This window comes from Ruegeria sp. CDSB029, from assembly GCF_059611125.1.
On the sequence record NZ_JBXWOX010000015.1, the window covers coordinates 73,739 to 100,084 of the forward strand.

At 57.9% G+C, this 26,346-nt stretch carries 28 protein-coding genes; 10 read left to right on the forward strand and 18 right to left on the reverse strand.

What is annotated here, in order from left to right:
• Positions 1 to 124 precede the first annotated feature (124 nt).
• Together AC2FI8_RS17075 and AC2FI8_RS17080 are read right to left on the reverse strand one after the other, a co-directional pair.
• Positions 125 to 868, reverse strand: coding sequence for an EcsC family protein (locus AC2FI8_RS17075; RefSeq protein ID WP_058272251.1), 744 nt, complete (start codon positions 866 to 868; stop codon positions 125 to 127).
• Positions 869 to 920: 52 nt separating this feature from the next.
• Positions 921 to 1,415 carry a GNAT family N-acetyltransferase gene (locus AC2FI8_RS17080; RefSeq protein ID WP_109313430.1) on the reverse strand — a complete coding sequence of 165 codons (495 nt, stop codon included), beginning with the start codon at positions 1,413 to 1,415 and terminating at the stop codon, positions 921 to 923.
• A 71-nt stretch (positions 1,416 to 1,486) separates the two neighbouring features.
• Between AC2FI8_RS17080 and AC2FI8_RS17085 the strand changes: the two genes are divergently transcribed.
• Positions 1,487 to 2,092 (forward strand): flavin reductase family protein, encoded by a 606-nt coding sequence (locus AC2FI8_RS17085; protein WP_058272253.1) that lies wholly within the window; start codon positions 1,487 to 1,489, stop codon positions 2,090 to 2,092.
• Positions 2,092 to 2,733 (forward strand): CatB-related O-acetyltransferase, encoded by a 642-nt coding sequence (locus AC2FI8_RS17090; RefSeq protein WP_496780293.1) that lies wholly within the window; start codon positions 2,092 to 2,094, stop codon positions 2,731 to 2,733. Before AC2FI8_RS17085 ends, AC2FI8_RS17090 begins: the two co-directional genes overlap by 1 nt.
• A 29-nt stretch (positions 2,734 to 2,762) precedes the next feature.
• On the opposite strand, the gene AC2FI8_RS17095 is transcribed toward AC2FI8_RS17090, so the two are convergent.
• Positions 2,763 to 4,397 (reverse strand): SulP family inorganic anion transporter, encoded by a 1,635-nt coding sequence (locus AC2FI8_RS17095; protein WP_496768158.1) that lies wholly within the window; start codon positions 4,395 to 4,397, stop codon positions 2,763 to 2,765.
• Between the two features lie 200 nt (positions 4,398 to 4,597).
• Here AC2FI8_RS17095 and AC2FI8_RS17100 point away from each other — a divergent pair, with 200 nt between their 5' ends.
• Entirely contained in the window at positions 4,598 to 5,470 is an 873-nt protein-coding gene (locus AC2FI8_RS17100; RefSeq protein WP_496780295.1) for an S-methyl-5'-thioadenosine phosphorylase, read from the forward strand.
• 9 nt (positions 5,471 to 5,479) lie between these two features.
• Here the strand turns inward: AC2FI8_RS17100 and AC2FI8_RS17105 are convergent, their stop codons facing one another.
• The gene (locus AC2FI8_RS17105; RefSeq protein WP_496780297.1) at positions 5,480 to 6,346 is read right to left on the reverse strand and encodes an alpha/beta hydrolase; all 867 of its coding nucleotides are present in this window, start codon (positions 6,344 to 6,346) and stop codon (positions 5,480 to 5,482) included.
• 212 nt (positions 6,347 to 6,558) lie between these two features.
• Between AC2FI8_RS17105 and AC2FI8_RS17110 the strand changes: the two genes are divergently transcribed.
• Entirely contained in the window at positions 6,559 to 7,575 is a 1,017-nt protein-coding gene (locus AC2FI8_RS17110) for a DUF418 domain-containing protein (RefSeq protein ID WP_496780299.1), read from the forward strand.
• Between the two features lie 51 nt (positions 7,576 to 7,626).
• A complete protein-coding gene (locus AC2FI8_RS17115) occupies positions 7,627 to 8,256 on the forward strand; it encodes a LysE family translocator (RefSeq protein WP_496780301.1) in 630 nt (209 codons plus the stop codon).
• A gap of 4 nt (positions 8,257 to 8,260) precedes the next feature.
• On the opposite strand, the gene AC2FI8_RS17120 is transcribed toward AC2FI8_RS17115, so the two are convergent.
• On the reverse strand, positions 8,261 to 8,464 hold the full coding sequence (locus AC2FI8_RS17120; protein ID WP_496726000.1) for a hypothetical protein: 204 nt from the start codon (positions 8,462 to 8,464) through the stop codon (positions 8,261 to 8,263).
• Between the two features lie 276 nt (positions 8,465 to 8,740).
• On the opposite strand from AC2FI8_RS17120, the gene AC2FI8_RS17125 reads away from it, so the two are divergent.
• Both AC2FI8_RS17125 and AC2FI8_RS17130 read left to right on the forward strand, forming a co-directional pair.
• Positions 8,741 to 9,280 carry an adenine phosphoribosyltransferase gene (locus AC2FI8_RS17125; RefSeq protein ID WP_109313474.1) on the forward strand — a complete coding sequence of 180 codons (540 nt, stop codon included), beginning with the start codon at positions 8,741 to 8,743 and terminating at the stop codon, positions 9,278 to 9,280.
• A 170-nt stretch (positions 9,281 to 9,450) separates the two neighbouring features.
• Positions 9,451 to 9,933: a fasciclin domain-containing protein gene (locus AC2FI8_RS17130; protein WP_496780303.1), complete on the forward strand. Its 483-nt coding sequence runs from the start codon at positions 9,451 to 9,453 to the stop codon at positions 9,931 to 9,933.
• A 34-nt stretch (positions 9,934 to 9,967) separates the two neighbouring features.
• Here AC2FI8_RS17130 and AC2FI8_RS17135 read toward each other — a convergent pair whose 3' ends face one another.
• The 13 genes from AC2FI8_RS17135 to coxB form a co-directional block, all read right to left on the reverse strand.
• Positions 9,968 to 11,383 carry an FAD-binding oxidoreductase gene (locus tag AC2FI8_RS17135; protein WP_496780305.1) on the reverse strand — a complete coding sequence of 472 codons (1,416 nt, stop codon included), beginning with the start codon at positions 11,381 to 11,383 and terminating at the stop codon, positions 9,968 to 9,970.
• Between the two features lie 38 nt (positions 11,384 to 11,421).
• Complete coding sequence (locus tag AC2FI8_RS17140) at positions 11,422 to 12,240, reverse strand: MBL fold metallo-hydrolase (protein ID WP_496780307.1); 819 nt, start codon at positions 12,238 to 12,240, stop codon at positions 11,422 to 11,424.
• 88 nt (positions 12,241 to 12,328) lie between these two features.
• Positions 12,329 to 12,688: a hypothetical protein gene (locus AC2FI8_RS17145; protein WP_496768138.1), complete on the reverse strand. Its 360-nt coding sequence runs from the start codon at positions 12,686 to 12,688 to the stop codon at positions 12,329 to 12,331.
• Positions 12,675 to 12,944, reverse strand: coding sequence for a hypothetical protein (locus tag AC2FI8_RS17150; protein ID WP_496768134.1), 270 nt, complete (start codon positions 12,942 to 12,944; stop codon positions 12,675 to 12,677). Before AC2FI8_RS17150 ends, AC2FI8_RS17145 begins: the two co-directional genes overlap by 14 nt.
• 4 nt (positions 12,945 to 12,948) lie before the next feature.
• Complete coding sequence (locus tag AC2FI8_RS17155) at positions 12,949 to 13,533, reverse strand: GNAT family N-acetyltransferase (RefSeq protein ID WP_496768133.1); 585 nt, start codon at positions 13,531 to 13,533, stop codon at positions 12,949 to 12,951.
• The gene (locus AC2FI8_RS17160) at positions 13,533 to 14,795 is read right to left on the reverse strand and encodes a M16 family metallopeptidase (RefSeq protein ID WP_113790541.1); all 1,263 of its coding nucleotides are present in this window, start codon (positions 14,793 to 14,795) and stop codon (positions 13,533 to 13,535) included. Before AC2FI8_RS17160 ends, AC2FI8_RS17155 begins: the two co-directional genes overlap by 1 nt.
• Complete coding sequence (thrC, locus tag AC2FI8_RS17165; RefSeq protein ID WP_496780309.1) at positions 14,792 to 16,180, reverse strand: threonine synthase; 1,389 nt, start codon at positions 16,178 to 16,180, stop codon at positions 14,792 to 14,794. Before thrC ends, AC2FI8_RS17160 begins: the two co-directional genes overlap by 4 nt.
• Positions 16,177 to 16,854, reverse strand: coding sequence for an SURF1 family protein (locus AC2FI8_RS17170; RefSeq protein WP_496725992.1), 678 nt, complete (start codon positions 16,852 to 16,854; stop codon positions 16,177 to 16,179). Before AC2FI8_RS17170 ends, thrC begins: the two co-directional genes overlap by 4 nt.
• A 158-nt stretch (positions 16,855 to 17,012) precedes the next feature.
• On the reverse strand, positions 17,013 to 17,828 hold the full coding sequence (locus AC2FI8_RS17175) for a cytochrome c oxidase subunit 3 (RefSeq protein ID WP_058272267.1): 816 nt from the start codon (positions 17,826 to 17,828) through the stop codon (positions 17,013 to 17,015).
• Between the two features lie 22 nt (positions 17,829 to 17,850).
• Entirely contained in the window at positions 17,851 to 18,426 is a 576-nt protein-coding gene (locus AC2FI8_RS17180; RefSeq protein ID WP_496707186.1) for a cytochrome c oxidase assembly protein, read from the reverse strand.
• Positions 18,426 to 18,587: a cytochrome c oxidase system small membrane protein gene (locus AC2FI8_RS17185; RefSeq protein WP_239336011.1), complete on the reverse strand. Its 162-nt coding sequence runs from the start codon at positions 18,585 to 18,587 to the stop codon at positions 18,426 to 18,428. The genes AC2FI8_RS17180 and AC2FI8_RS17185 overlap by 1 nt, the downstream gene beginning before the upstream one ends.
• On the reverse strand, positions 18,584 to 19,540 hold the full coding sequence (cyoE, locus tag AC2FI8_RS17190) for a heme o synthase (protein WP_282120031.1): 957 nt from the start codon (positions 19,538 to 19,540) through the stop codon (positions 18,584 to 18,586). Before cyoE ends, AC2FI8_RS17185 begins: the two co-directional genes overlap by 4 nt.
• 85 nt (positions 19,541 to 19,625) lie before the next feature.
• Positions 19,626 to 20,537: a cytochrome c oxidase subunit II gene (gene coxB / locus AC2FI8_RS17195; protein ID WP_496761371.1), complete on the reverse strand. Its 912-nt coding sequence runs from the start codon at positions 20,535 to 20,537 to the stop codon at positions 19,626 to 19,628.
• A 176-nt stretch (positions 20,538 to 20,713) separates the two neighbouring features.
• Between coxB and tldD the strand changes: the two genes are divergently transcribed.
• The 3 genes from tldD to topA all read left to right on the forward strand — a co-directional run bounded on the left by tldD (position 20,714) and on the right by topA (position 26,323).
• Positions 20,714 to 22,135, forward strand: a complete 1,422-nt coding sequence (gene tldD, locus AC2FI8_RS17200) for a metalloprotease TldD (protein WP_496780310.1) — start codon at positions 20,714 to 20,716, stop codon at positions 22,133 to 22,135.
• Positions 22,136 to 22,375: 240 nt separating this feature from the next.
• On the forward strand, positions 22,376 to 23,509 hold the full coding sequence (gene dprA / locus AC2FI8_RS17205; protein ID WP_496780312.1) for a DNA-processing protein DprA: 1,134 nt from the start codon (positions 22,376 to 22,378) through the stop codon (positions 23,507 to 23,509).
• Between the two features lie 174 nt (positions 23,510 to 23,683).
• The gene (gene topA / locus AC2FI8_RS17210) at positions 23,684 to 26,323 is read left to right on the forward strand and encodes a type I DNA topoisomerase (RefSeq protein WP_496780314.1); all 2,640 of its coding nucleotides are present in this window, start codon (positions 23,684 to 23,686) and stop codon (positions 26,321 to 26,323) included.
• The last annotated feature ends 23 nt before the right edge of the window (positions 26,324 to 26,346 follow it).

The following is a 26,346-nucleotide window of genomic DNA, read 5'->3' on the forward strand; positions in this document are numbered from 1 at the left end:
GCCGCACCACCTTTCAAACTGCTTTCACCCTCAATCGCCGACCTTTGAGGTTTTTATACATTTAGCGGCCGGCTGGGGTCAGAATACCATATGGTGCGGTTTCTTCCAAGCATTTAGGTCGGTTTCAAACGCGGGCAGCCAGCTTCCGAACCAGATCTTCATGCGGGATATCGGCATCGATTGCCAGTCGCCGCAACCCGAAGTGAACGCGCGCCACCTGTTGATAATATCGGGTGTAGACATAGTTCGTACCACCACCTGCGATCGCACCCAGAACCGGTATCGATTGCGCTGCCAGCTTCTGGCCCAGTACAATGGACAGTCGCGGCGCTACCGCTGAAATTAGCTTTTGCATCGCTGGGCCAGTCAACGTCAGGCGGACCGAAAAGAAACCCAGATCGGCGCCATCGTCAAAAGACAGTGGTCCGGCTGCGGACAGGACCCGAACGCAATCAAATTTGACGCCTTCCTCGGACGGATCGAACCCTTCGCGGAACGCCGCACCCTGAATGGCACGCAATAGCATGGCCGTTGTTGCAGGCAATTCCATCAGGGCAGTCGACACGCCACCCATGCCACCGGCCGCCCCCATCGCCGTTGCGACAGCCGTGTTCACCCATGGCTTTTGATCCGGAACGGCACGACGCGAACCCTCGGCTGCGTGCATCGCTAGCCAAAGCGCCTGTTCGGTGGCCCCTGTCAGCCCCTCCCGCACAGATACAGGAAGTTGTTCCAGTAGCGATTCCGCCGACCCCCCCAAACTGTTCAACAGTTTAACGCCGGGACCTCCGGCGGTTCTGTAATACTTGGCCAACCGATCCAATTCGGCATCGGTATCCAGCTTTTCGACTAGAAGCACGTCCTGCATATAAGCCCTCCTGACGTTAAACATCGGGGCTGAACGGCAGGGTTTCAATAGCTCAGCGCGTCCAGCGGGTCACCTCGCCACGCACATTCAACCATTCACCGGGGCTCAATTCCACGCCTAAGACCCGGTCAGGGTTTGTTGGGGGCGGCATTTCCACACCGGAAAGCCGGGTGAACCCGAAACGCGCATAATAAGGCGCATCGCCCACCAGCATTGCCCTTTGCCAGCCAATTTCGCGACCAGCCTCAAGCCCCTGATGGATCAGGAATCCCCCCAGACCTTCGCCCTGGTGGGTCGGGTGCACCGCCACGGGACCCAGCAACAAAGCGTCGTGATCGCCCACATGCACGGGCCAGAAACGGATCGCCCCGGCCAGAATGCCCTGCCCGTCGCGCGCAACAAGCGAAAGGCCCGACACGGGTGGAACATCATCGCGCAGACGATACGAGGACAGCGCTTCACGCCCCGGCGCAAAGCACAGGTCGTAAAGTGCCTCGACCTCCCACCAATCATCCGGCTCCTCCGGCCTGATCACGAACTGCTGCACCCTGCCCTCTTTTCCTAGCTGGCAATCGCCCTAGCACTTCGGTACGCCTTGGGCAAACGCTTGGAGATCTTATGTTCTATCGCCCCGAAGACGGCCACGGCCTGCCACACAATCCGTTCAACGCCATTATCACGCCGCGGCCGATTGGCTGGATCTCGACGCGTGACACAGATGGGATCAACAATCTGGCTCCGTATTCGTTTTTCAACGGCGTTGCTTACACCCCGCCGCAGGTGATGTTTGCTTCAACCGGAACCAAACACGATCAAGACGGCACGAAAGACAGTCTTGCCAATATCAAGGCAACGGGGGTGTTTTGTGTAAACGTCGTGGCCCACGCACATCGCGACGCGATGAATGCCAGCTCAGCAGGCTTGCCGAAACATGTCGACGAATTTGGCCATGCAGGCCTGACACCCTTGGAATGCGAAACCATCCCATGCGCCCGGATCGATGGGGCTCCGGCAGCGCTGGAATGCAAGCTAACCCAGATCGTGTCCCTTCCGGGCGAGGCCAATCGGGTGGTGTTCGGAGAAGTAACCGGCGTACATCTGCGCGACGATTGCTTGAAAGATGGAATGTTCGACGTCACAACATTCCAACCGCTGGCAAGGCTTGGGTACCGGGACTATTCGGTGGTCACCGAGCTGTTCAGCCTTTCACGACCGGATGACTGATGCCAATTCCTGACCACTTACGCAGATACCCGATAACGCTCCCTGACGGCTCTGATCACAAGGGCACGGTTTTCCTGTCTGAAGCGATTGACCATCCCAAGTTTCAGGCCGGAGAATACAGCTACGCATCGGATTTTGATGCGCCCGAGGATTGGGCGCAACAACTTGCCCCCTACCTGTTTCCGTTTTCGCAAGAAAAGCTAGGGCTGGGGAAGTTCTGTCAGATCGCCCATGGCGTACGTTTCATCACATCATCGGCCAATCATTCAATGGATGGATTGACGTGCTTTCCGTTTCCAGTGTTCGACCCGGACGGAATGACCGGGTTTCAGCCGGACACGCGCGACACTCTCATCGGCCACGATGTCTGGATTGGCTATGGCGCGATGATCCTGCCCGGTGCGCAGATCGGTTCGGGGGCAATTATTGGTGCCGGGTCTGTTGTTCGCGGAAACGTACCGCCCTATGCGATCATTACCGGGAACCCTGCCGAAGTGCGGCGGTTCCGGTTCGAAAAGGACACCATCGACCGGCTTTTAGCATTGAACTGGTGGGATTGGCCCGCCGAGAAGATCGCCGAAGCCGAAGAGGCGCTTCTGTCTGGTAATATTGAAGAATTGGAACGGATTGCTCCAAAGTAAAAGGCGGCCGAAGTGGCCGCCTTTTGCAATCAATGCCCGCCCAGCACACCCGTGCGGACCGAGTAATCGACGGCCAATTCGTAGTCCGGGTCATCGTCGCTATCGACCATAAGGTGGCCGGCCTTGTTCAGCAGTTTATGGCAATCCCGGCTGAGGTGGCGCAGCATGACGCGTTTGCCCGCAGCCTCGTATTTTCCAGCGATGTTCTCGATGGCTTGCAGCGCGGATTGATCCACGACGCGGCTTTCGGCAAAGTCCACGATTACAGTGTCAGGGTCGTTCTGAATATCAAACAGTTCAATGAATCCGTCGGACGAACCAAAGAACAAAGGCCCCTGAATCTCATAGACCTTTGCGCCTTCTTCCGTCTCCGAGTCCCGTGTGACCGCATGGATGCGTTTCGCATTGTTCCAAGCATAGGCAAGAGCTGAGACGATCACACCTACAACTACGGCAACCGCAAGGTCTTCCATCACGGTCACAACAGTCACCAGAACGATGACGAACGCATCCATCAGGGGCACCTTGCGCATGATCTTGAACGAGTTCCAGGCAAAGGTCCCGATCACCACCATGAACATTACACCAACCAACGCAGCCAGCGGAATCTGCTCAATCAGCGGTGAGGCGAACAAGATGAACACCAGCAGGAACAGGGCCGCAGCAATCCCGGCGATGCGGGTACGGCCGCCGGATTTTACGTTGATCATCGACTGACCGATCATCGCACAACCGCCCATGCCGCCGAAGAATCCAGTCGCTACATTGGACACACCCTGCGCAATGCATTCTTGCGAGGCCCCTCCGCGCTTGCCGGTGATTTCACCAACGAGGTTCAGGGTCAGCAGGGATTCAATCAAGCCGATGGCGGCCAGAATGACAGCGTAGGGCAAGATGATCTCAAAGGTTTCCCAGTTCAGCGGCACCATCGGGATGTGAAACGCCGGCAGGCCGCCCTCAATTGAGGCCAGATCACCAACGCGCGGCACATCAAGACCAAAGCCAATTACCAGCGCGGCCACGACAACGATCCCAGCCAAAGGCGCAGGGATAATGCGTGTGATGCGCGGCATGACCCAGATCACCGCCATGGTCAGCGCGACCAGTCCCAGCATCGTATAAAGCTGTAGGCCCGAAAGCCATTCGCCACCGCCCACACCGTGGCCGGTGTTTTCCATGGTGCCTGGAACCTTGAACTGCCCCATCTGGGCCAGAAAAATCACGATGGCCAGACCATTTACAAACCCCAGCATCACCGGATGCGGCACCAGCCGGATAAAGCGTCCCCAATGCATCGCGCCTGCAATGACCTGCAAGACACCCATCAGAACCACCGTGGCGAACAGGTATTCCACCCCGTGTTCAGCCACCAACGCCACCATCACAACAGCCAGAGCGCCGGTTGCGCCGGAGATCATGCCCGGCCGACCACCGATCAGCGCTGTAATCAAACCGACCATGAACGCGGCATACAGTCCGACCAACGGGTGCACACCTGCGACAAAGGCAAACGCTACCGCCTCGGGGACCAGCGCCAGCGCAACGGTCAGGCCCGACAACAGCTCAATCCGCAGGCGCGAGACGGTCAGCCCCTCATCCGGCATCCAGCGGAGATCGGGTTTGGCTATACGATTGGCAAAGCTTGCCAGCATGGCTCGGGGCATGAGACGTCCTGTGGGGTTGTTTGTTCGCGCGAAAGGGGCCTTTTACCTGTCATACCTGACATTAGATACTGCACCCAGCGGGACCCTGATATGCGTAAACTGCATAGCTAACAAGCAAGTTACACAAACCCTTGAAGCCACTTGCCAAACCCGCGGTTGCCACGCAGAACTCTTTCAACAGTTTTTCACGGAGAGCAGCCATGACCCAGACCAAAATCGCCATTATCGGCGGATCAGGCATTTACGACATCGACGGTTTGGAAAATGCGGAATGGGTCACGGTCGAAACCCCATGGGGTGATCCTTCGGATCAGATCCTGACCGGATCGCTGAATGGCGTTGAGATGGCCTTTCTTCCTCGTCACGGGCGCGGCCACGTGCATTCCCCTACTGAAGTGCCTTACCGCGCCAATATCGACGCGCTGAAGCGGCTGGGCGTGACGGATGTGATCTCGGTGTCGGCCTGCGGGTCGTTCCGCGAGCACATGGCGCCGGGTGATTTCGTGATCGTCGATCAGTTCATCGACCGGACATTCGCGCGCGAGAAGACCTTTTTTGGCACCGGCTGCGTGGCCCATGTCAGCGTTGCACACCCCACCTGCCCACGCCTGTCGGACGCGTGTGAGACTGCCGGTCGAGCGGCAGGGATCACCATTCATCGCGGCGGCACCTATCTGGCGATGGAGGGGCCGCAATTCTCAACACTGGCGGAATCCAAGATGTACCGCGAACACTGGGGCTGCGACGTGATCGGCATGACCAACATGCCCGAGGCCAAACTCGCCCGCGAGGCCGAGCTTTGCTATGCCTCGATCGCGATGGTCACCGATTACGACAGCTGGCATCCGGACCACGGCGAGGTGGACGTCACCGCCATCATCGCCACACTAACCGGCAATGCCGAGAAAGGCCGTGCGCTTGTCAAAGGTCTGCCCGATCTGCTGGGCGCTGATCGCGCGCCCTGCCCTCATGGCTGCGACCGGGCACTTGAATATGCCATCCTGACCGCGCCGGAGAAACGTGATCCCACCGTGTTGGCAAAATTGGATGCTGTTGCTGGTCGGGTTCTCTGACCGGCAGCTTTAGTTGGCTTGCAGGGATTGTTGAACCTTATCCCACAACCCGTGCGACCAGAGGTCGTTGTGGGTGCCCTCCGGGATGACATAGATCTGCGCCGTCTCCCCGGCCATCGCGGCCAAAGCTTCGCCGTGATGCAGGGGAACCGTTTCATCCTCGGTCCCGTGGAAGATCAAAGTCGGAACGGTGACGTTCTCGATCAGATCACGGGTCGCGAACTGATCCCGCATCAGGGCATGCACCGGTAGCCAGGGATATCTTTCCGCCGCGACGTCCACCGTAGCCGTAAAGGGTGCCTCAAGCACCAGCAGCTGTGCATTTGGGCGCTGTTCAGCTACGGCAGTCGCAACGGCTGTTCCAAGACTTTGGCCGTGCAACACAACGTCCGCACCTTGGCGATCCAACTGGTCATACATCTGGATGCCGTCGGAAATCAGCGCCATCTCGGACGGTTCGCCCTCGCTGCCCGGATAGCCACGATAGCTGGGGGCCAGCAGGCCGAAGCCACTGTTGAGGATCTCTCTCATCCGGTCGGCCCGGTCGCCCAGATTGCCCGATTGGCCATGAAAAAACAAAACAGTTGGCGCGCCTTCTATCGCGGGTGGGGCGGTCCACGCGGTCAGCGTGACACCATCGGACATAGTGAGGGAAACGGTCTCAACATCGGCCAGGCCGATCGAATTGGGCGCAGACAACTCGCCATCTGGTTTGAACAACAGCGATTGCTGGTTCACATACATATACCCCACGATGCCCGCGTAGATCACCGCAAGGACCGGAACCAAAAGGATCAGCGCGCCCTTCACGTGGGCAAGCCGCAAGGGATTGGGGTCAGGTGTCGCGTTCGCGCGTGTTTGATCTGTTTGAACCATCGGCCTCTCCGAAGCGTTGCGTCCGGTCCAAGGTTGGTGGCCCGAGGAACCGTTTCAAGCCGCACGAAGCACACTTAATCCAATCTTAAAACTTGTTGCCGCATTGCACGGCGCCGGCTCTTTTTTGCCCGTCATCTTGAAAAATCGCCTGTGCTGCACCGATCTGTGGTTCGCACGGCACCGTCAAAACGCCGGCGAAACAGAGGGATAGCATGAAGCGACTTGAGGCATTGGACGCAGCGCGATTTCTGGCGTTTTGCGGAATGGTTCTGGTGAATTTCCGCATTGCTGCTGAGGTCGGCCCTGGTAGTGACTGGGCCTCGATTCTGATCGACTCGTTGGAAGGTCGCGCTGCCGCATTATTCGTCATTCTGGCCGGTATCGGAATTGGATTATCCTCTGTGTCAGCTTCGGTACTGCTGCGCCGGGCGGCGTTTCTGTTCGTGCTAGGCCTGGTCAACATGACTGTTTTTGACGCCGATATCCTGCATTTCTACGCCGCGTACTTCGTTGTTGGTGCAGCTTTCCTGACGGCCCCCGCAGGCGCGTTGTGGCTGGGTTCGGCTGGGGTGATGGCACTGTCCATCTTCGCCGTCATGATCTTTAACTATGACCTTGGCTGGGATTGGGACACACTGACATACACTGACCTTTGGACCCTGCCTGGTTTCTTGCGCAACCTGCTCTTCAACGGATGGCACCCGATCTTTCCCTGGGCGGCGTTCCTTTTGATTGGAATGGCCATTGGTCGGTCGGATCTTCACACAATCTGCATCCAACATCGGTTGATCATGTGGGGGTTTGGAGCCGCAGTATTTGCGCTTTTCCCGCAGATGCTGATCGCGGACCCTGATTTGGCGACCTATTTGGGAACAGAGTCCATTCCTCCTGGGCCGTTCTACATCATTGCCGGAACAGGGTCAGCTTGCGTGGTGATCGGATTACTATTGAAGCTGTGGCCGAAGATCGAAAAGCTGCGCATTGGCCCTGTCCTGACCGCGCCCGGTCGGCAAAGCCTGACACTTTATTTGGCCCACATCCTGATCGGCATGGGGATACTAGAAGAAGCCGGTCTGCTGAACGGATCACTGAACGCCCCACAGATCGTGGGTTGCGCGATTGCATTCTGCGCCGCGTCCTCGGTCTTTGCCCTATTGTGGTCTCGCAAATTCAAACGCGGTCCGCTTGAGGCGCTGATGCGCCTGACAACGCAACCACGCAGGGCTTGACCTTGCGCGCTGGTCCGGGCTTGCTGCGGAAAACGCATTACAGGATTTCCGATGTCCCTTGACCTTTGGCTCGCCTTTGTCGCTGCATCTACCGCCCTACTATTGATCCCAGGCCCGACGGTCCTGCTGGTGCTCAGCTATGCCCTGTCCAAGGGGCGCAGCGTGGCTGTCGCCTCGGCGACGGGTGTAGCTGTTGGGGATCTGGTGGCTATGACGGCCTCTCTTTTGGGGCTTGGCGCGCTGGTCCTGGCCTCGGCCACCTTGTTCACAGCCCTCAAATGGGTCGGTGCCGCCTACTTAGTCTGGCTGGGGATCAAACTGTTGCGCAGCGCGCCATCAGGCGGGCTTGAGACTGTGGACACCGGGCGCAACGTCACCGCAGGCAGCGTTTTTGGCCATGCGGCCGCCGTCACCGCGCTGAACCCGAAATCCATCGCGTTTTTTATCGCCTTCGTTCCTCAGTTTCTGCGTCCGGCTGACCCACTCGGACCGCAATTTGCTATCCTGATCGCAACTTTCGTGGGATTGGCATGGCTGAATTCGCTGGCATACGCCCTGTTGGCGGACCGCCTGCGTCAGATGATCGGCCGTTCTGGCGTCATCACCGCAATGACCCGGTTCGGAGGGCTGGCATTAATCGGGATGGGGGTGGCCACGGCTGTCCTGCGCCGCCCGGCCTGAGGGCTCAGCCCTCAGCGTGTTCCTTCATGAACCCGCGAATGAACCGCCGGATTTCTCGAGCGGCCGACGTGTCCAGCTCTTTGCATAGCTGAACAAACTCGTCCCGTTCATCCTTGTCCAGCCGCAGGACCAACTGACTGTTTTTCTTGGTTGAAACCTTGCCGTCTTTCGTTCCCACGCGTCCCATTTCCATCAAAACCCCAGACATACAAGATAGTCTTTGTATATACTTCGCATAGAATTTGTAATTCACGAGCACCTAACAACAAAAGAAGGTTGTGGCAATGAACCTTCATGTCGCTCAGGCGATTTTTGAAAGATCAGGGCAAGTGGCGCATTCCTTACCTGACGTGGATGCCCGATACACTGAACCGCGACAACGGCCAGTCGAAACGTCCCAAGTGAGGGGCGGCAATCTTTCCTTGCATGACTCACACCAATGGGCCAAACAGCCCAGCGTGTTTTGACGCCAGAGAGGTGGGCCATGTCCAGAAACAAGTCGGTCAAAGATTACATACGGACCATCGTGGATTTCCCACATGAGGGGATCATGTTCCGGGACGTAACGACCCTGTTCGCGGATCCGCGCGGTTTCCGCATGGCGATTGATCAGATGCTACACCCCTATGCCGGCGAACGCATCGACAAGGTTGTTGGCCTTGAGGCGCGCGGCTTTATCCTTGGCGGCGCGATCGCGCACCAGCTTAGCGTCGGTTTCGTGCCCATCCGCAAAAAGGGCAAGCTGCCGGGAACTACGATCAGCCAAGATTACAAGTTGGAATACGGCGAGGCGATTGTCGAAATCCACGACGACGCCATCCAGCCGGGCGAAAAAATCCTCGTGGTCGATGATCTGCTGGCAACAGGAGGCACCGCTGCCGCAGGCATCAAACTGATCGAACGGTTGGGGGGCGAGATCGTCTCATGCTCGTTCATTATCGACCTGCCAGAGTTAGGCGGGCGCAAGGCATTGGAAGACATGGGAATGGATGTCCAAGTCTTGTGCGAATTCGAAGGCCTTTGACAGCCCGCACATTCACAAAATCGTGAGTTGAAACCTGAAACCGAGCTGGCTTAGCGCGGTTTTTCATTGGACCAACCCGAACTTATCGACATATTCAGTGATCTTCCTTCGATGACGCACCGTATCCCGGTTGATGCCACCAAGGGCATTCCAATAAGGGATATCATACCATGTTTCGCAAACTCGCAATTGCCGGTGTCGCAAGCTTTTTCGTAGGAACGGCCGCTTATGCTGATGGTCACTCCAAGGATATTGTCGACGCCGCAGTCGGCGCAGGCAGCTTTGAAACTCTCGTCGCCGCCGTTCAGGCCGCAGAACTTGTAGATACCCTGAAAGGTGAAGGCCCTTTCACCGTGTTTGCTCCGACCGATGACGCCTTTGCAGCCTTGCCCGAGGGCACAGTCGAGACCCTTCTGCAACCCGAGAACAAGGATCAGCTGGTCGCCATCCTGACCTATCACGTGGTGCCGGGAAAAGTGATGTCAGGCGATCTGTCCGATAACATGACAGCTGCAACCGTACAGGGCGGAGAAGTCAAGATTGATCTGGACAACGGCGTGATGGTCAACGACGCCAACGTTGTGCAGGCCGATATCGAAACGTCGAACGGCGTCATCCACGTGATTGATAAGGTTATTCTGCCTGAATCGTAATATCAGCGCGCGGCCCACGCGAAGTGGGTCGCGCCTACACCTTTAGTACGGCGCCTGGATTCATGATCCCCTTTGGGTCAAGGGCAGCTTTGATCGCACGCATTGCAGACAGTTTTACCGGATCGCCATAATTCTCCAAATCATCCGTTTTCAAACGGCCTATGCCGTGCTCAGCGCTAACCGACCCACCGAATTCATGCACCAGATCATGCACCGCGCGCTTTACACTATACCGCTGGGTATCATATTCCGCGCGGTTGTGCCCCTGCGGCGGAAACACGTTGTAGTGCAGATTGCCGTCGCCCAAATGTCCAAAGCAATTGATACGGAATGTCCCCAACGCATTGACCACCTCGGACCCACGCCGGATAAACGCGGGGATATCCGAAATCGGGACCGAGATATCATGGCTTGAGACCGAACCGATCAATCGGTTGGCCTCAGGGATCTGCTCACGCACCGCCCAAAGTTCCATTCGTTGCGTTTCGCTTTGAGCTATGACCGCATCATCTACTAGCCCGCGCGCTTCTGCAGCCTCGAACACCGCCATCAGCGCTTCTGACGCTGACACGCCGCCGGAAAGTCCCAACTCCACCAGCACCATCCATTCGGGCTGGTCGTCAAAGGGCTGACGGATATCGGGCAAAACCTCGGACAGGAACTGCAGGCCTTGCTTATGGATCAGCTCAAAGGTGCTGACCCCCTCGCCCACCTGATCGCGTGCCAGCGCCAGCAGATCAATGGCAGCTTCAGGCGAGGTTACCTGAAACATTGCAGTGCCGGTTTCAGCCGGCCGTGGGGACAGCTTCAACGACGCGGCTGTGATGATCCCCAGCGTACCTTCCGCTCCGATCAGGAGGTTGCGCAGATCGTACCCGGTATTATCCTTACGCAAACGGCTCAGACCATGCCAGACCTCACCGTTCGGCAAGACGGCCTCAAGCCCCAAGCACAAATCTCGCGCATTGCCGTAGCGCAGGACATTGACCCCGCCCGCATTGGTCGCAAGATTGCCGCCGATCCGGCACGATCCCTGTGCAGCCAGCGCAAGGGGGAACAGCCGATCCGCCTCTTCCGCGGCGGCTTGAACATCGGCCAGAATGGCACCGGCCTCGGCGATTAGAATGTTCTCGGTCGGATAAACCGCCCGGATGGCAGACATCCGCTCCAGTGAAACAAGCAACGGGGCCGGGCCATCTGCCATCACCTGCCCGCCGACCAGCCCGGTCCCGCCGCCATAAGGCACGATGGGAACCGACGCGTCCGAGGCCAACTGAACGAGCGTCGAAACCTGTTCTACCGACCTCGGCAGGGCCAGAACGCCCACATGGCCAGCAAACCTGCGGCGCGGCTCTTCCAGATATCGGGCCTCGACGGGATGCAGAACATCGTCACCGATCGCCGCGCGGATCGACTGGGCAAAAGTATCATCGGCAGGGTTCAGTTTCATACCCTTTCCTTGCCCAAGCAGCCGTGCGCCCACAAGCCCTATTCCAGTTCAATGAGGTATTGCGGCTCAAGCACCACAACTGTCGGGCGGTCGGGCAACGTGCGCAGGGACATTGTGATCTCAGACTCCCCTTTGCGTTGAACCGGAAAATCTTCGCGGATATCGACCAGAAACCGGTCCAGTGAAAAGCTGGAAAACCAATGCATCGGAATGATGATCGAACTTTTCAGTCGCTTCAAAACCGTGATCATTTCCGGCAACGGCATCGTCGTACCGCCATCCACAGCAGCCATCACAACATCCAAACGGCCCAATGCGGCAAATTGTTCATCTGACGGCACGTGGTGCAGGTGACCCAGATGACCAATGCACAACCCTTCAACCTCAAACACAAAGATAGAGTTTCCGCGCTCTTCCACACCGCCATAAGAGGATCGGATATCGGTCGAGACATTGCGAATCAGCATCTCTCCCAAATCAAGATAGTGTTCGATCCCCTGCCCGAACTCGCCCCACCCCGGCAACACATTCGGGATGGCAGGATCTGGATGGGCGGTCCAATGGGTGCCGTGGGCGTGATTCATCGTCACCACGTCCGGGATTAGATCCGCGCTACCGATGAAACCGGTGAAGTCCGTTACCGCGTTCAACCCGCCCTGCGTCTGGATCATAAACGACGCATGAGCGATATAGCTGATCCGAACCGAGAACTCTGGCACAGGATCCTGCCAGGCTGCTTTATGAATATACTCAATCCCCGGTGCGGCATCCGCGATGGCAATGCAATGGCTCGGCCGCCGTTCCTGTGCCGAAGCCCCACCCGAGATCACCATCAATACCGCAACAACCCAGCGCATGTCCGGAGTGTAGCGCAGAACACAGGTAAGTCACGCCTGCAGATATCGCGTGAGTGAAATCACGGAATTGGCATTTTCTAGGAGCAGTTCAGAGAACGATGCACTTCCGCAGCTTGAAGGGCCGTGAAACTTTCGCCACACGTAACGCTTGAGCCAACGGATCACTCACAAAAAATGCGCGGCGCATTTTTGTGTCAATCCAGATATCCGGGCCATCCAATGCTATCGCGCTCACGGCGATGTCTTTGTCTTTCATGACCAACGGTGGCTGATAAACTTCTTGATTTTCGTAGGGTCTATCAATGTTCGGAGATTGATCTGTCAGCACTGCAGCTTTTTGATTGCCGAAGTTCAGACAATAATATTCTCCTTCAACCGGAGTGGCACGGTCATGTTGAAACAGTTTGACTGGATAGAGATTCCCGTCGCCAAGATCAAACTGTCGCACACGCGGCGGACACGGTCCATGCACCCGCAGCCATAAAGAAGTCTGGTTGCTTCTTCTCTTTTTTGTCTTTGTAATCGGCAAATACCTCCGAAGGGAAGAAATCCGCTGTAAGCGGCTCTCCTCGGACCTTTCGGGTGTTTGCGTCCGCTGTGAACTTCAGATCATTATCCCAACGATCAGAATGAAATCCTTTCAACGCCGCAGTGCCCACCATTGCATCGCTGATCCAGATTACTGGCTGTTTTGCCCGCGCCATAGACCTACCCCGCGTCCGTCTTCCCGCGCCGGTCCGAGCGCAAGCTGGCATACAGCACATGCGTCCGCCAACGCCCGTTGATCTGTAGGTACGACTGCGCCACGCCCTCGTATTTGAACCCCGAACTTTCCAGCAACCCACGTGATGGTTTGTTCTCGGGCAGGCAGGCAGCCTCTATCCTACTCAGGTCCAGTCGGGTAAAGGCGTGATGAACGATCGCACCAATGGCCTCGCGCATGTAACCCTGACGGGCAAAAGACTGGCCCGTCCAATATCCCAAGGTTCCTGCCTGCGCCGGGCCGCGACGGACATTGTCCAGCGTGATGGCCCCCAAAAGCACATCATCCGTGCGACGGAACAAAAACAGTGGGATCGCCGTCCCACCGGCCACGGAGCGCTGCGCCCAATAAACCCTGTTGGTAAAGGACTTGCGGCTTAGGTGATCCTTGGCCCAGACCGGCTCCCACGGGGTTAGGTATTCCTGTGACGCGCGCCGTAGCGCCGCCCAGTCGTTAAAGTCGGAATGCGCGGGCGGGCGCAAGCTCAGGCGCTCGGTTTCAAGTTTCAGCTTGCGTCTGCCCAACAGCATCACGCCGCACGCCTCTCCTGCAATTGCGCCAGCGTGGGTGCGCCCGAGACAGGACCGTATAGCGCCAGCGCAGCAGGGGCCTGCACTGCCATCTGTTCGGCGAAGGCACGCACATCTTCTGTGCTGACGGCGTCGATCTTGGCCACTGCATCCTCAAGCGAGGGAACCCGGTCCCAGATCTGCACCAGACGCGCCAGACGTTCCGCCCGGTTCGACGGGCTTTCCAGCCCCATCAGCATACCGGCTTTCATCTGCGCGCGGGCGCGGGCAACCTCTTCGGCGCTCATGTCTTCGGCGGCGCGCTTCATCTCATCAATCGTTATGCTGGCCAGCTCTGCCACCTGATCTGCTGACGTTCCGGCGTAAATCGTCGTCGTGCCGGTATCGGCATAAGCTCCGGTCTGCGCAAAGATCGTGTAGCACAACCCGCGTGTTTCGCGCACTTCCTGGAACAGGCGAGAGGACATGCCTCCGCCCAGCGCAGTCGAATAAATCTGTGCGGTATAGATCGCATCGTCGCGATAGCCCGGGCTTTCCAGCGCCAGTGCGAAATGCGCCTGCTCCAGCTCTTTCTCCTGCCGCGCTTCGCCGCCAGTGAAACGGGCGGTTTCCGGGATCAGCCCCTTGCAGGGTTTAAGATGGCCAAACAACGCCTCAGCGGTTTTCATCAGCGCATCATGATCAACGGCACCTGCAGCAGACAGGATCATCTGCTCAGGCCCGTAGTGCTCGGCGACGAAACCGGAGAGATCCTCTCGGGAAAACGCGCTGACACGTTCGGTCGGACCCAGAATGGTTCGACCCAGCGGTTGATCGTGATAGCTCTGCTCTTGCAACCAGTCAAAGATCACATCGTCGGGCGTGTCATAGGCCTGACCTATTTCCTGTAGGATCACACCGCGTTCAACTTCAATCTCACGCGGGTCGAAGATCGGGTTCAGAACGATGTCACCGATGACATCCATCGCCAGCGCCACATCGTCTTTGAGAACACGCGCGTAATAAGCCGTCACCTCGCGCGACGTGTAGGCGTTGATATACCCGCCCACGTCCTCAATCGCCTCGGCGATTTGCAAAGCTGAACGGCGCTTGGTTCCCTTAAAAGCCATATGCTCCAAGAAATGCGCGATACCGTTCTGTTCAATCCGCTCGTGCCGCCCACCGGCGGTCACCCAAATGCCGATGGCCGCCGATTGCAACCCCGGCATATGTTCACTGACGATACGAAATCCGTTCTTCAGTTGGTCTTGTCTGACAGTCACTCAGCGATATGCCTTCTGATATGATCCTCGAGGGTGCCCAGATCGTTGGCGATGCGGGTCACCCGTTCCGGACGTTCATACAGATCAGACATGCGGGATGGAAGAGGCGGATGTTCGCCGCTTGCCTTCTCGACCGCTGCCGGGAATTTTGCGGGATGTGCGGTGGCCAGTGTGATCATCGGAACGTCGGTCGAGCGATGCTCTTCTGCAACCTTGATGCCCACGGCGGTATGCGGGCAAACCAGTTCTGCACTGTGGGTCAGAGTGGACTTGATTGTCGCCAGCGTCTCATCCTCGGATACACGGCCCGAGTCAAAGCTTTCGCGCAGCGCTTCCATTGCGCCCTGGCTGACATTGAAGCCGCCGTTCTTCAATTCATCCATCAACTGCGCGACGGCGCCGCCATCCTCGCCATACGCATAGTAGAGCGCACGCTCAAAGTTCGAACTGACCTGAATGTCCATCGACGGGCTGATCGAGGGGATGGTGTCGCCCTTGAAGTACCCCTCGCCAGACAGGCAACGATGCAGAATGTCGTTCTGGTTGGTTGCGACAACCAGACGATCAATTGGCAGGCCCATGCGCTTGGCAAGGTAGCCCGCGAAGATGTCACCGAAATTGCCGGTCGGCACCGTAAAGCTGACCTTGCGATGCGGTGCGCCGAGGCTGACAGCAGCGGAGAAGTAGTAGACGATTTGCGCCAGAACACGGGCAAAGTTGATCGAATTCACGCCAGCCAGCTTCACGCCGTCGCGGAAGTCGAAATCGTTGAACATGTCCTTTAGCGCGGCCTGACAATCGTCAAAATCGCCGTCCACGGCCAACGCATGCACGTTGCGGTCCGCGGGTGTCGTCATCTGCCGACGCTGCACTTCCGAAACTCGGCCATGCGGGAACAGGATGAACACGTCCACGGCGTCGAGCCCCCGGAACGCTTCGATCGCTGCTGATCCGGTATCGCCGCTTGTCGCACCCACGATGGTCACACGATCTCCGCGCCGCTTCAGCGCCACCCGAAACAGTTGACCGATCAGCTGCATGGCGAAGTCTTTGAAGGCCAAGGTCGGCCCGTGGAACAGCTCCAACAGGAAGTGGTTTTCGTTCAACTGCTTCAATGGCGCGCGGGCGTCATGGCCAAAGCCCTGATAAGCCCGGGCAATGATCTCTTTGAACTCGTCTTCAGCGAAGGACCCGCTGACATAGGGCCACATCACTCGAAACGCGATTTCCTCATAGGGCAGACCCGCCAGCGCCGCGATCTCGTCCTGTGTCATAACCGGGATATCAGCAGGCAGGTACAGGCCACCATCACGGGCCAGCCCGGTCAGCATCGCCTCTTCAAACGTCAGTTCGGGCGCCTGCCCGCGGGTCGAGATGTATTTCATGTCACGTCACTCTCAGAAGGGGCGCGGCTGCGCCACAGAAAATATCCGGTCATCGCGGCCCAGACCAAAGCCAGGCCAAACCATGTTATTGCATATTGCAAGTGATCGTTCGGGATGCCCGTCGTGCTGACGGGCAAAGGCGTTATTCCGGGATCGGTTTGCGAGCGGGCGATCAGCAGAACGGGTTCCGCACCCAGAGCCGCTGCCAGATGGGGCACATCACGGGCAAACCAGATGTTTGCATTGAGGTCAGGTTCAGGCGTGTAACTGTCGATCTCATCCGGCCAATGCAGGTTTCCGGTTATCTCCATCGGGCCGTTCAGACGTTCGGCTTCCTTGGCAGTCGTCGGAACAAAGCCACGATCCACCATAATCGTTCGACCTTCGGTGACAAAAGGCTGTATGATCCGGTACCCAGCCCCGACTTGCTTGACCGAGACTAGAACGTGAACTTCGTCCAGGAGCATTTCACCAGTCACAGCGACCGTCAGATACAGGTCTTCTCCTCGCGTTGGGTTTGCAGGGAGCGATGTGATGTCGCCATCAATCATGGCTCCGATCTCCGCCAGAAGAGTTTCTTTCCAAACCAAACGCTGAACCTGCCACACACCCAGCGACAGCAGCACGCCCAGACCGGCGAGGCCGAAGATCAGAAGGAACAGAGTGCGGCGCATGGTGGAGCAAAACCTCATTGCAGGAACCGGCGTCTTGTTAAGGGGCGAGCCGTGCGATTTGCAACCGCCCAATTGTATGGGGCGCAATTTTTGCGCCCGGAACAGAGAAAAAGCCGCCCCGAAAGGGCGGCTTTTGCAATTTGTTCGCCCGTCTGGCGTTACATCAGCGGCGCTTGGCCCCAGATGTATACTGCGAAGAACAGGAACAGCCAGACAACGTCAACGAAGTGCCAGTACCAGGCAGCCGCCTCAAACCCGACGTGTTTCTCAGGCGTGAAGTCACCCTTGAGCGCCCGGATTAAGCACACTGACAGGAAGATGGTACCGATAAGAACGTGGAAACCGTGAAAGCCTGTTGCCATGAAGAAGTTCGAATAGAACTGATCACCGCCGAATTTCCAGCCTTCATGCGCCAGCAGCTCATAGTATTCAAATGCCTGCAGACCTGTGAATGCGACGCCCAGAGCGATACCGATGGCCAACCCCTGCACCAGCGCCTTTCGATCATTGCCGTGCACCAGCGCGTGGTGCGCCCAGGTGATTGCGCAGCCCGACAGCAGCAGGACCAGAGTATTGATCAGCGGCAGGTGGAACGGGTCAACCGCGTGAATGTCAGGCTGGATGTATTCGGTGCCGGCATAGTCGTACATCGGGTACATGCGATGTTTGAAGAACGACCAGAACCAGGCAAAGAAGAACATCACCTCGGACATAACGAACAGGATGAAGCCATAGCGCAGGCCGATGCGGACAACCGGTGTGTGATCGCCCTGGCGGCTTTCGACCACAACCTCGGACCACCATGCGAACATGGTGTAAAGAACGGCCACCAGACCGGCCCAGAACATCCACGAGGTAACCCCGTGCATCCACAGGACGGCTCCGAACAGCATCACAAAGCCGCCGATCGCGCCGATCAGAGGCCAGATCGACGGGGCCAGAATGTGATAATCATGGTTTTTTGCGTGTGCCATCAGCGTCCCTCACCTACAGGCGTTAGTTCGTTGTTATATCAGCCTGCGTCTCAAGGGCGGCAACGCCCTCGGGCAGGTCAATTTCGTAGAATGTATACGACAGTGTGATCGTATGAACATACTTAGCTTCAAGATCCTCGACCATTTCAGGGTCGACGAAAAAGGTGACCGGCATCTCAACACGTTCACCGGGTTGCAACACCTGCTCTTCAAAGCAGAAACAGGCGATTTTCTGGAAATACCCGCCGGCTGAATACGGAGTCACGTTATAGGACGCCTGTCCCGCGATGGGGCGGTCGGTCGGGTTGTAAGCTTCATAGAAGGCCAGTCCGGTTTCGCCGATACGCACTTCCATCTCGCGCGCGACCGGCTTGAATTCCCATGCCATGCCTTTCGCCTTCGAGGCGTCAAAGCGGATGGTCACCTTGCGATCCAGAATGTCTTCGGGTGCAGTCGCGGCCACACCAGTGGTTCCACCAAATCCGGTTACACGGCAGAACCAGTCGTAAAACGGAACAGAGGCCCACGCCAAGCTGCCCATCAGGACAACCACGCCGACTGTCTGCGCAACAGTTTTCTGAGGACCTGTCAGCGCCATCAGTTCTGTACCTCTTGCGTCGCCAAGCTGAAGTCCGTGCCCGAAACCTTAACGATCGTCAGGCCAAAGATGATCACGATGAAGGCAGCCAGCGTCAGACCTACCCCTAGGTTACGACTGAACCGGCGTTGGTGTAGTTCGTGGCTCTTGCGCAGGCTCATGACCAACCTCCTAACCCATAGGGTTTCAGCAGTGCTTCGACCAGGATAGCACCAAAATGCAGGAACAGGTACAGCAGCGACAACTTGAAGAACGCGCGTTCAACCTTGAAATTGTCGGCCTCGGAGTCATCCTCGTTCCGGCGCGAAATCTGCCACGCTCCGCGCAGGAACAGCGCGTTCAACACCACAGCCACGGTCAGGTAGATCGGACCGCCAATACCCGAGAACGCGGTTCCAACAGCCAGCATGGCCAGCAGCCCGGTATAGACCAGAATGTGCCAGCGCGTGGCGCGACGACCATGTGTAACGGTCAGCATCGGAACACCCGCATCGTCGTAATCCGAGCGCATGAATAGCGCCAGAGCCCAGAAATGCGGCGGGGTCCACATGAAGGTCAGGGCAAACATCAACCACGGCTCGATCGACATAGACCCTGTTGCGGCAACCCAGCCGATGACCGGCGGGAATGCCCCTGCCGCGCCGCCGATCACGATGTTCTGCGGCGTCGAGCGTTTCAGCCACATCGTATAGACGACAACGTAGAAAAAGATCGTGAAGGCCAGGAAAGCGCCAGCAAACCAGTTGGTTGCCAGACCCAGCATAATAACGGACAGCCCCGACAGGGCCAGCCCGATTGCCATCGCCTCACCCTCCTGGACCTTGCCAGACGGGATCGGGCGGCCTTTGGTACGCTTCATCACGCGGTCGATATCGGCGTCCCACCACATGTTCAAAGCGCCGGATGCGCCACCGCCGATGGCGATGAACAGGATGGCGCAAAAGCCGACGAATGGATGAACAGGGACCGGTGCCGCAAGAAGGCCGACCAAAGCGGTGAACACGACCAGCGACATCACACGCGGCTTCAGCAAGGCAAAGAAATCGCCAAAGCTGGCCTCATCCGCGTGGGATTGGGCGCCTACTGTGCTGGCATTGATGCTTGCGTCGCTCATTTCCGGTCCTTCTGGGGCGAAAGCTGCGCGGGTACCGCGCAGCCTGCATTACCTTTGGCGCGAGCTTTTCAGCCCGCGCGGGTCATTACTTGGATGCAACCTGATAGGCTGCGGGCTGACCTGCATACTCTTCCAGTGCGCCTTGCAGCCACTGCTCATACGCCTCTTCGCTTACCACTTTGACGGTGATCGGCATATAAGCGTGATCCTTGCCGCACAGTTCGGAACATTGACCGAAATAGATGCCTTCCTTTTCGGCCTCGAACCACAGTTCGGCCAGTCGACCCGGAACACCGTCCTGCTTCACGCCGAAGGACGGGATGGTCCACGAGTGGATCACGTCTGATGCGGTAACCTGCATGACGATGACCTTGCCAACCGGAACGACAACGGCGGTATCGGTGGCCAGCAGCCATTCGTCATCGCTGTAGCCGGCATCCGCCAGTTTGGCACGCATCGCATCGTTCAGAACAAATGGGGTCACGTCCGCATCGGCCGGGCGTGCGCCTTCATCCAATGTGGCCGGATGGCCCAGCAGATAGCTGTCAAAGGCGAAATCGTGATCAACGTATTCGTAGGTCCAGTACCACTGGTTCCCAACGACTTTGATGGTGATGTCACCTTCGGGAATTTCCTGCTGATTGAACAGAACTGGCAGCGAGAAGGCACCGATGAAGACCAGAATCAGGATCGGGCCAAGGGTCCAGGCAATCTCAACCGGGGTGTAGTGCGAGAATCGCGCCGGTTCAGGGTTGTTACGCGAATTGTAGCGAATGATGCAGTAAATCAGCAGACCCGCGACAAACAGGCAGATCGCGGTGATGATCACCAGAATCATATCATCCAGCCGCTGAATCCCCGAGGCCAGACTGGTAGCAGCAGGCTGGAACCCAAGGCCGCCATCAACCGGCTTACCAATAATCTCAAGCTCCTGAGCCATTGCGGGAAGGCTGGAGAGGGCTGTCATCAACCCCGAAAGCATCAAAGCATTCTTCATTTTCTGTCCTGATCGTCTGATCTTTGCTTCTCTGGCGAAAAGGTGTGAATCAGTCGCACCTCTCCCGTTGTCTTTGGCCGCGTTAAAAACCATATTCCGTCGGGTAGATAAAGCAAAATGCTTGCGTCAAACAGACGCTATTTTTGATCTGGATCAAACTCGGAAGGTCCCAACAGATGTCCAATGACCCGTTTCGCCCATTTGATAGCGCTATTCCGCAGGACGAGGCGCTTGCGGTTTTGCAATCCGCCACTTCCGGGGCAGAAGACGGTGAGCTGTTTGTCGAGCGGCGAAAATCCGAGGCTTTGGTCTTTGACGACGGGCGCTTGAAGACGGCATCTTATGACGCATCCGAAGGGTTTGGCCTGCGGGCGGTGCAGGGCGAAGTTGCCGGGTATGCGCATTCCACCGATGTCTCAATTCCGGCACTGAAGCGGGCAGCCGAGACCGCGCGCCTGGCTGTTGGCGACGGCGGCGGCACGCTGGCCGATGGTCCGCGCGCTACCAATACCCGCCTTTATACGGACGAAGACCCGATTGAATCCGCTGGTTTCCCGGTCAAGATCGAAACACTGCGCGAGATCGACGCCTATGCCCGCGACATGGATCCCCGCGTCGTGCAGGTTAGCGCGACAATCGCCGCAGCCGTGCAAGAAGTCGAGATTTTGCGCCCGGACGGCGTACTGATGCGAGACGTGCGGCCAATGACCCGCCTCAATATCTCGGTCATCGTCGAACAGAACGGTCGCCGCGAAAGTGGCTCGGCCGGGGGTGGCGGGCGCGTCGGGCTAGACGGCCTGATCGATCCGTCGGATTGGCAGGACAAAGCGCGCGAGGCGTTGCGGATCGCCTTGGTCAATCTCGACGCGATCCCGGCCCCTGCCGGCGTGATGGAGGTCGCGCTTGGCCCCGGTTGGCCAGGCATCCTCTTGCACGAGGCAATCGGACACGGTTTGGAGGGGGATTTTAACCGCAAGGGAAGCTCGGCCTTTGCCGGTTTGATGGGACAGCAGATCGCATCCAAAGGCGTGACCGTTGTTGATGACGGCACAATCCCGGATCGTCGCGGCTCGATCTCTTTGGATGACGAAGGCACACCCAGTTCAAGGACAGTTTTGATCGAAGATGGCGTCCTGACCGGCTATATGCAGGATCGCCAAAACGCGCGCCTGATGGGCGTGGCCCCCACCGGAAACGGGCGGCGGCAAAGCTATGCGCACAAACCCATGCCGCGGATGACGAACACTGTGATGCTGGGTGGTGAGGCTGATCCGGCCTCTTTGGTTGCGGACATCCAGGACGGAATCTGGGCCGTTGGTTTCGGCGGCGGTCAGGTGGATATCACCAACGGCAAATTCGTGTTCTCGTGCACCGAGGCGTACCGCGTGGAAAACGGTAAGATCGGGGCACCCGTCAAAGGCGCGACCCTGATCGGCGACGGTCCATCCGCCCTTAAACGCATTCGGGGGTTGGGCAACGACATGGCGCTGGATCCGGGCATGGGAACCTGTGGCAAAGACGGCCAGTGGGTACCGGTCGGCGTTGGCCAGCCTACCGTTCTGATGGATGGCCTGACAGTCGGCGGATCGGCCGCATAGCCGGGAATCGCTTGGCGGGAAATCGAGAGCGCAGGGTTAACGCTGCGCTTTCAGCCCGCCGGCGCCTTAACATCCTGTCAGGCGCCCGCATTGAAGGCCGTTGTGTTTATTTCATACATTTCAACGCACTAAATAACTCTAAGTGATAAACGCCGAAAATTATCCGGATAATTTGAAGAGATTCACAAGCTGTTAACCCCAGCAATCGTAAACCAGTTCTGCAATCAGGCGGAGCATCGGATGACCGAAGAGCAGCATTCTTCCTATCACCCCACACTCCCACCCACCACGGAAGAGGATCGGTTTTCCTGGCTTCGTCTGTTGCGCTCTCGCAAGGTTGGCCCGGCGACGTTTCGTCGGCTGATGCGGGAACATGGTTCGGCGCAGAACGCGCTGACCGCACTGCCCGAAATGGCGCGTGCTGCCGGAATCGATGGTTATGAAGTTTGCCCGCCCGGCTTGATTGAGGCGGAACTCAGGGCCGCAAAAGTCGCAAACGCGAAGCTTTTGTGCCTTGGGTCCGCCGATTTTCCTGATGCTTTGAACGATCTGTCCGACGCGCCGCCTATGCTTTGGGCGATTGGAGATACTTCCCTGCTACAGCGTCAGTCGATTGCGATGGTCGGCGCACGCAACTGTTCATCGCTGGGTGCTCGGATGGCAAGGGGGCTTGCCACGGATCTTGGAAAGCAGGGATACGTCGTTGTGTCCGGGTTGGCACGCGGGATAGATACCGCGACCCACATGGCCGCGCTTGAAACGGGTACTGTCGCGGTGATGGCGGGCGGCGTGGATGTTGTCTATCCTGCCGAAAACACAGCACTGGCAGAAAAGATAACTGAAACCGGGTTGCGCGTGTCCGAACAGCCTATGGGCGTCACGCCGCAGGCGCGCCATTTCCCGCGCAGAAACAGAATTATCTCAGGTCTGGCACAAGCGGTTGTCGTCGTTGAAGCGGCAGCAAAGTCCGGCAGCCTGATTACGGCGCGGGATACCTTGGACCAAGGGCGCGAGGTTCTGGCCGTGCCCGGCCACCCCTTCGATGCGCGGGCCGCGGGGTGCAACATGTTGATCCGGGACGGCGCGATATTGGTGCGAACCGCGGAAGACATCATTGAAGCGCTTCCGAAACAGGTAACAGCGCCTCAGGTTGAGGCCCCCGCCCCACCCATCGCAGTTGATGAACCAGCAATCACAGGTGCCGCGTTGCATAGTGCGATCTTGTCACTGTTAGGCCCCTCCCCGATTGCCGAAGATCAGTTGATCCGCGACATTGCTGCAACAGCCGGAGAAATAGGACCGGCTCTGATTGATCTGGAACTCGAAGGACAGATCCAGCGGCAGCCCGGCGGACTTCTGTCATTGTCTGCATAAATACCAACTCTGACGAGCGGTTCCTGCCCAAGCCCTTTTTGTGCACAGGCTACGTGATTGAAATAACAACATAACTTCTGTGTTCAAAGGAACGCATTGACAATTCGCCCTTGCCCTCCACATCTTGCACGATCATAGAAGGCGCCAATTCCGTCGAGCGAGGTTTTCCCTTAAATGCCTGTAGTTGTTGTAGAATCCCCTGCCAAGGCCAAAACAATCAACAAATATCTTGGCCCTGACTACACGGTGCTGGCCTCATATGGCCATGTCCGGGACTTGCCGCCCAAGGACGGATCCGTCGATACCGAGCATGAATTTGAGATGAAATGGGAGGTCGGCAACGACAGCCGCAAACATGTCAAAGCCATCGCCGATGCGCTGAAAGAAGACAACGCTTTGATTCTCGCGACTGACCCTGATCGTGAGGGTGAGGCTATCAGCTGGCACCTGCAAGAAGCCCTGACCAAGCGCCGCTCGATCAAGAAAGACACGCCCGTCAGCCGCGTGACCTTCAACGCGATCACCAAGGATGCGGTGACCGAGGCGATGCAGAACCCGCGCCAGGTCGACATGCCGCTGGTCGAGGCCTATCTGGCCCGCCGCGCGCTGGACTATCTGGTGGGTTTCAACCTGTCGCCGGTCCTGTGGCGCAAGCTGCCCGGCGCGAAGTCCGCCGGTCGCGTTCAGTCAGTCTGTCTGCGCCTAATCGTCGAGCGCGAGATGGAGATCGAGGCGTTCAAGCCAGTCGAATATTGGTCTGTGAAGGCAGTGTTCGAAACACCGCGCGGCCAGACTTATGAGGCACGCCTGGTCACACTGGCCGGTAAGAAACTGGACAAACATGATTTGGCCAACGCCACCCAGGCTGAATTAGCGGTGCAAGCCATTACCAGCCGCGCGCTGAGTGTTTCTTCGGTCGAAGCCAAGCCTGCCGCGCGCAACCCCAGCGCGCCCTTCATGACCTCTACCTTGCAGCAGGAAGCAAGCCGCAAGTTCGGAATGGGCGCGCGTCACGCGATGCAGGTTGCTCAACGCCTCTACGAGGCGGGCTACATCACATATATGCGGACCGACGGCATCGATATGGCGCCCGAGGCCGTGGCGGCCACCCGCGATACCATCACAGACCGTTACGGTGCAGAATACGTGCCGGACAGCCCGCGTATCTATAAAAACAAGGCCAAAAACGCCCAGGAAGCGCACGAATGTATCCGCCCGACGGATATGTCCCGCGAAACCAAGGCCCTGAAGGTCACAGATGAAGATCAGCGCAAGCTGTATGACCTGATCTGGAAGCGTACCATTGCCTGCCAGATGGCTGCTGCGCGACTGGAGCGCACTACGGTCGAGATTGGCAGCGATGACGGCCAGATCGGCCTGCGCGCCACCGGTCAGGTTGTTCTGTTCGACGGGTTCATGCGCGTTTATGAAGAAGGCCGCGACGACGTGGCCGATGATGATGAAAAGCGCCTGCCGCAAATCATGCAGGGCGATCCAGCTCGGTTTGCCAAAACATCCCTGCGCGATCAGTTCACCAAAGCAACCAGCGAGGGCACTGAAAAGGCCGCGAAAGAGGCCATTCTATCCGAGAACGAATCTGTACTGGCCCTGCAGCACCACACTCAACCGCCGCCGCGCTACACCGAAGCTACGCTGGTCAAGCGGATGGAAGAGCTTGGGATCGGGCGACCGTCGACCTATGCCTCGATCGTGACTACGATTCAGGACCGGGAATATGTGCGCAAGGACAAGAACCGGCTGATCCCCGAGGAAAAAGGCCGGATCGTCACGATCTTTTTGCTGAATTTCTTCCGGCAGTATGTTGGTTATGAATTTACTGCCAATCTGGAAGAACAGCTGGACGACGTCAGTGCTGGTGATCGGGACTACAAGGACCTGCTGGGCAAGTTCTGGCGCGATTTCTCGGCTGCTATTGGCGAAACGTCCGAATTGCGGATCTCCGAGGTTCTGGACAAACTCGACGAAGCCCTGGCGCCGCAACTTTATCCGCCACGTGAAGACGGCTCGGACCCGCGTATCTGCCCGAAATGCGGACAGGGTCAGTTGCACCTGAAGACGTCGCGCACCGGCGGGTTCGTTGGGTGTGGAAACTATCCTGAATGCACCTATACCCGCCCCATCGCCGGCGAAGGCGCTGAAGGCGAGGAACGTCTTCTGGGCGAAGATGCAGGCGATGATATCTGGCTGAAATCCGGCCGCTTTGGCCCCTATGTTCAGCGCGGCGAACCGACGCCCGAGAACAAGAAACCACCGCGCGCCTCACTGCCGCGTGGGTGGAGCAAGGATGACATGGATCTGGACAAGGCGCTGACGCTTTTGTCCCTGCCCCGCCAGATTGGCGAACACCCCGAGGGCGGCATGATCAGCTCGAATTTTGGGCGGTTTGGTCCCTATCTGATGCATCAGTTGGCCGATGAGGCCAAGCCGGTCTACGCCAATCTCAAAGACCCCAACGACGTGTTCGAGATCGGCATGAACCGAGCGGTCGAGTTGCTGGCTGAAAAGCGCGCCAACCCCGGACGGGGCCGTCGCGCAGCGGCCAAAGCGTTGAAGGAATTGGGCGAGCATCCCGATGGCGGCGCGATGCAGGTGCTGGATGGGCGCTATGGGCCATACGTGAAATGGGAAAAGGTCAACGCGACCATTCCCAAAGACATCAAGCCCGAGGACGTGACACAGGAAATGGCCATCGAACTGGTCAACGAACGCGCAGCCAAAAAGGGCACCAAGAAAAAAGCGGCCCCCAAGAAGAAAGCTGCGGCCAAAAAAACAACCAAAAAGGCCGCCACCTGACAGGGGGTTAGGTAGAAATACCA